The sequence below is a fragment of the Streptosporangium sp. NPDC006013 genome, from assembly GCF_040614275.1.
GTDB lineage: Bacteria > Actinomycetota > Actinomycetes > Streptosporangiales > Streptosporangiaceae > Streptosporangium.
The window spans coordinates 1-5,362 of the sequence record NZ_JBEXUE010000593.1 but is presented as its reverse complement, the minus strand read 5'-3'; the positions used below and the strand labels follow the sequence as shown (position 1 = coordinate 5,362).

Genomic DNA, 5,362 nt, shown 5'->3' with positions numbered 1-5,362 from the left:
GGCGGCGGGGGGGCGCAGCGGGTGGGCCCCGTCCCGGGGGGGCGTCACCGCCGCGCCGCCACGTCAACGGGTCAGACGCGCTGCCAGAGAGCCGGCACGTTCGGCGGCTCCCAGCCCGCCAGCGCGGTGTGCGGCTGCAGGCACCGGTAGGTCACGCCTCCGTAGGTCACCGTGGCGCCCGCCGCGTAGGCGGTGCCAGCCTGCCAGGTACCGCCCGGCTGGCTCGTCGGGGTGACGGTCGGAGTCGGGGTCGGGGTCGGCGTGGGGGTCACCGTCGGGGTCGGCGTGGGGCTGGGATTGCCTCCCCCGCCGAAGTTCACGTCCGAGCAGGTGTAGAAGGCCTCGGTGCTGCCCACGATGCGCTGCCAGATCGAGAAGATGAGCTGGCGGCCGCTCCGCTGCGGGAGGTTGATCGTCCAGTTGGTGAACGTGCTGGGGTTCTGGTTGGTGAAGGTCCTGATGTGCTCCAGATCCGACCAGCGCAGCGGCTGGGTCGGGTCCCAGCTCTGCTTGGTGATGTAGAACTCGAAGTTGCTGTTCGCATGCGGCGCGGTCGCGTGGTAGGTGACCGTCAGCGGTCCCGGGGAGACCGAGGTGGCGGGCCAGTCGGCCCTGGTGAGGTTGAGCCCCCGGTACTTGTCGCGCCCGGCGCCGCAGAGCTGGCCGTCGGGAATGATCTGGCGATGGTTGCCGCCGGCTTCGAGCCGGGACACCTCGTGCCAGTCGTAGAAGGCCTGGGTGCCTCCGGCCGCGATGGCCGCCTTGCACGCGTCGGACTTGGGGGTCTCCGGGCCCTCCGTCTTGCAGACGTAGGCCCGGCTGGGCGGGTTCGACATGGAACCGTGGGCGACCGCCGCGGTGGACGGCAGCAGCGCGAGCAGGGACCCTACGCTGAGCGCCGCGGCGGCACCGGTGGCCACCTTGTGTCGTAGATGCACGTGGACTCCTCCTGGGTTGGGGAATGGAGGCAGGACATGTCCAACGAGCCGACGGATAGCACGTTATTAACAAGAAACCTTACTAAAAGTACGTCCCATAATGCCAGTCGAACGAGGATACAGATCCCTGACCAGCACGATCCCAAGCCCCCGGCGGGTGGGTCCCGCGCACCGGGAGGACGAGCCCGCCCTTGGTGAGCCTCGGTCCGCGACCGGCGCGCCCCGCCCGATCGCGCCGCTACTCCCCCGGAGGCCTGAGCCCCGGTCCAGCACGACCTCGCCCCTGCCGTGCCCGGCCCAGCTCCCGGAGGCGCCCCTGCTCCCCCGGAAGCCCCGGCCTCAGTCCATGACCAGCACGACCTTGCCCCTGCCGTGCCTGGTCCCAAGCTCGCGATGCGCGTCCGCGGCCCGCTCCAGCGGGTAGGTGCCGCGCACCGGGAAGACGAACCTGCCCTCGGCGTACAGGGCGGCGAGCTCGGCGAGGCGGGACGCCAGCCGCTCCCCCCTGGTCCGCTGCGCCCCCAGCTCGGCGGCCCTGCCGTGCTCGACGAGGGTGAGGAGGCGCTCCCCCTTCACCAGTTCCAGGGAGATGTCGAACGCCTCACCGCCCGCGCCGTCCAGCACCATGTCCACCCCGCCGGGCGCCAGGTCGCGGACCCGCTCCAGCAGGCCCTCGCCGTACGCGACCGGGATCGCGCCGAGCTCGCGCAGGTAGTCGTGGTTCTCCTCGCGCGCGGTGCCGATCACCGTGGCCCCCCAGAGCCGGCCGAGCTGGACCGCGGCGGTGCCGACCGCGCCCGCGGCGGCGTGCACCAGGAGCGTGTCGCCCTCCCCCACCCCGAGCTGCCGCAGCGCCATGTGGGCCGTCTGGGTCCCGGCGGTGAAACCGCCCGCCACCTCCCAGGGCATGTTCACAGGCTTGGGCGTGACGTTCCCCGCGGGCACGACCACGTACTCGGCATAGGCGTTGAGCAGGGTGAAGCCCAGCACCTCGGCCCCGGCCGAGACCCCCGCCACCCCCGCTCCCACCTGGTCGACGACCCCGGAGAACTCGTTGCCGGGCACCCGGGGCAGCTCCCCGTCCACTCCCGGCGGAGTCCACCCCTCCCTGATCGCCAGGTCGAACGGCTGCACGCCCGCGGCCCTGACCCGCACCCGTACCTGCCCCTCGCCCGCCTCGGGCGTGGGAAGCTCCGTCACCCGCAATACCTCGGGACCGCCGAACTCGAAAAAAGCAGCTGCCTTCACAGGGTTCCCCTCCACTCGTGTACACCGCCGCCCAGCCTGCAACCTCAAGCATGATTGAGGTCAACTCATGCGCTCCGGAACCCGGCGCGCAGGGGGCCACCGTCCGTCGTACGGCGACCGCGCGGAGACCGAACATGGAAACCGGAGATCACGTCTCCTCCGGCCGGCCGCTACTCGGTGGGGGTGGGCCAGAGCAGGTCAGGCTCGCTCGGCGCGCTGTAGTTCACACCGGGCACGTCGAAGCCGTACAGGCGGCGCACCTCGCCGGTGAACCAGTCGATATCGGCCAGGTCACCGATGGTGTCGGGGGCGACGGCCTCCCACCGCTCGGTCACCTGCTCCTGGATGAGCGGGTGCAACTCCCACCGGTCCAGGCGGATGCGCCTCTGGTCGTCGAGGTCGAGCGCCTGGGCGCCGGTGAGCCGGTCCCACAGCTCGACGGACTGCTGAAGCGGGGACTGCATGGCCTCGCCGAGGGCGCCCCGCAGGAGGCTGACGTACAGGGCGATGCCGGGGATCGCGGTGGACGCCTGGGTGACGGCGGCGCCGTTGACCGATGTCATGGCCCGCCCGCCGACCTCGGCCAGGTCGCCGTTCAGCGTGAGCGCGGTCTCCTCCAGGTGGGCCTTGGCCGCACCGATGGTCCCGTCCCGGTAGATCGGCGCGGTCAGGTGCGAGCCGATGTAGGACAGGGCCACGGTGGTGAACCCCGGGCGCAGCAGGCCACGGCCGGTCAGGGCGTCAACCCACAGGGCCCAGTCCTCGCCGCCCATGACCTTGATGGTGTCGGCCCGCTCGGTGTCGCTACCCGGTTCGACCCAGATCTCCTTCAGCGCCGGTTCGTCTCCGCTGACGTCCAGGGTCTTGGTGCCGTACCCCACCCCGAGTGACTGGATCACCGACTGGTGTGTCTGCCCGGTGCCGGGGTCGGTGCGCCGAGGTGCGGCGACGCTGTAGATCAGATAGTCGATGCCGCCGAACCGTTCGGCGAGCAGGTCGAGTACCTGCTCCTTGGTGGTGTCGGCGAAGGCGTCGCCGTTGACGAACGACCAGTCGCGGCCGGCCTTGGCCGCGAGTTCGGCGGTCGCGATGGTGCGGTACCAGCCCGCGGTGGCCGTGCGACGCTCGGTGGGCGGGCGCTCGAAGCACAAGCCGACGCCGTCGAGGCCGTAGCGACGGATTCCCGCGATCGTGGCCGCCATCCCGTAGCCGGCACTGGAGCCGATGATCAGGGCGACCGGGCGGCGCTCGGCCTTCTTGTCGGGGATCGCGGGGGTGACGCGATCCCACATGTCGCCGACGATCTTCTCGCATCCGGCGGGGTGGGAGTCGAACAGCAGGAACCCGCGCCCGCGGGGTTCGATGAGTCGTTCCGTCATCGTGCGCCTATCTGGTCGGGCCCGCGGGCGGGTCGGAGCCCGCGAGACGCTGAATGATCCTGATGAGGTCGCCGACCGGGTGGGCCTGGCCGGTGTCCTCATCCGGGATGGTCACCTGGAACCGCTTTTCGAGGTCTCGAATCAGCTCCAGCAGCGAGAGGCTATCGAGGCCCGGGTCATTCCACAGGTCCAGACTCGGATCGACGCGGTCGCGTGGCGCACGTCCGGCGGCCTTGGCGACCCCGGCCACCACCGCCTGTTGTAGTGCGAGCTCGTCGGCCACGGCTGCCTCCGGCCGCGCCGGTACGTGACCACAGAGCGTTGGTGGGCACGAACGGCAGCGCCGGACCTCCGGGGCCGGGTTCGCCGGTGCGCTACTTCAGAGAGATGGGTCCGGGACGTCAGGCGATCCGATCCAGATCCGCCGGCCGGACGGTGCCGCGGAGCGGAAGGCCTCGCGCCAGCCGCTCGACCTCGGCGACCGCGAACTCGCCCAGGCGGCGCAGCTCCCTGCCTCTGGCTCCGCTGAGGTGCGGGGTGACCAGGACGTTCGGCAGGGCGAGCAGCGGATGCCCGAGGGGCAGCGGCTCGGGATCGGTCACGTCGAGGACGGCGCCGATGCGACCGGTGGCGCAGTGCCGTACCAGGGCGTCGGTGTCGATCAGGGAGCCCCGGGCGGTGTTCACCAGCACCGCGCCGTCGCGCAGCAGCGCGAGGCGGCGCTCGTCGAGCAGCCCGCGGGTCTCCGGCAGCGCGGGAGCGTGCACGGTGACCAGCTCGGCCTCGCGGCAGAGATCGTCGAGCGGCACCGGCCTGGCCCCGAGGGCCGCCGCCTGGGCGGGGCTGATGTACGGGTCGCTGAGCAGGACGTGCGCGCCGTGGTCGCGGAGCCGCTCCATCACCAGCCGCCCGACCCGGGAGGCGCCGATGACGCCGACCACCGCTCCGATCAGGCCGCCGCCCTCGCTCGGCGTCGCCACTCCGGGCAGCGGGTCGCCCGACCAACCCCGCGTGGAGTACGCGCGCGCCTTGACGATCACCTGCTTGGCGGCCAGTACGAGCATCGCCAGGGTGAACTCGGCCACCGGCAGCGCGTTGGCCTCGGCCGCCGAGGAGACCGCGAGGCCCCTGTCGAACACCTCGGCGGTGAGGTGTCCCTTGACGCTGCCGGCGGCGTGCACGACCGCCCGCAGCCGTGGAGCCGCGGCCAGCACGTCCGCGTCGATCCTCGGACACCCCCAGCCGGTGATCAGGATCTCCACGTCGAGCGGCCCGTCGAAGGATTCGATCACTCGCTCGTCCACCCGCGTCACCAGCGACAGCCGGTGCCGCAGGTCGGGGGGGAAGAGCTCGGGCACTAGCCGGGGCTGCATGGCGAACGCCGCGGCGGTGGTCATCGGACGGTGACCGGCCGGACCGAGTCGCGGACCACGATGTGGGTGCCGGGTGCCGCCGGGTCTCCCGCGCCCCTGCCGGGCACCGACCGCACCGCCGTCCTGCCGATCCAGGACACCTGAACCACCTCCTGTCTCTCACCCGGGTGACCGCCGGCCCGAGGGCCGGCGGTCACCCGGTACGTGTGGCTGCCGCTGCGGTTCCCAGCAGCACGCTGATGAGCCGTCCAACGCCGGGCAACCGGCCGTCAACGGATTCCCACCTGTCGAACCTGCGAAACCGGTGAGATCCGCGGGAATCCCGGCTCCTAAGCGGCATTCCAGAAGTTCCGCTTGTAACCGGCCGGGAGCCAGGGGCTGGTCCACGGCGCGGCGGTGACCAGTAACTGGTCCGGTGAGCGGG

At 71.8% G+C, this 5,362-nt stretch carries 5 protein-coding genes; all 5 read right to left on the bottom strand.

Going from position 1 to position 5,362, the window contains the following annotated elements:
• Positions 1-71: 71 nt before the first annotated feature.
• Positions 72-938, bottom strand: a complete 867-nt coding sequence (locus tag ABZ260_RS45680) for a lytic polysaccharide monooxygenase (protein WP_355630704.1) — start codon at positions 936-938, stop codon at positions 72-74.
• Between the two features lie 339 nt (positions 939-1,277).
• Positions 1,278-2,138, bottom strand: a complete 861-nt coding sequence (locus ABZ260_RS45675) for an NADP-dependent oxidoreductase (protein ID WP_355630701.1) — start codon at positions 2,136-2,138, stop codon at positions 1,278-1,280.
• A gap of 218 nt (positions 2,139-2,356) precedes the next feature.
• Entirely contained in the window at positions 2,357-3,565 is a 1,209-nt protein-coding gene (gene fabV / locus ABZ260_RS45670) for an enoyl-[acyl-carrier-protein] reductase FabV (protein ID WP_355630698.1), read from the bottom strand.
• A gap of 7 nt (positions 3,566-3,572) precedes the next feature.
• Positions 3,573-3,848, bottom strand: coding sequence for an acyl carrier protein (locus ABZ260_RS45665; protein WP_355630695.1), 276 nt, complete (start codon positions 3,846-3,848; stop codon positions 3,573-3,575).
• A 118-nt stretch (positions 3,849-3,966) separates the two neighbouring features.
• Positions 3,967-4,962, bottom strand: coding sequence for a hydroxyacid dehydrogenase (locus ABZ260_RS45660; protein WP_355630692.1), 996 nt, complete (start codon positions 4,960-4,962; stop codon positions 3,967-3,969).
• Between the last annotated feature and the right edge of the window lie 400 nt (positions 4,963-5,362).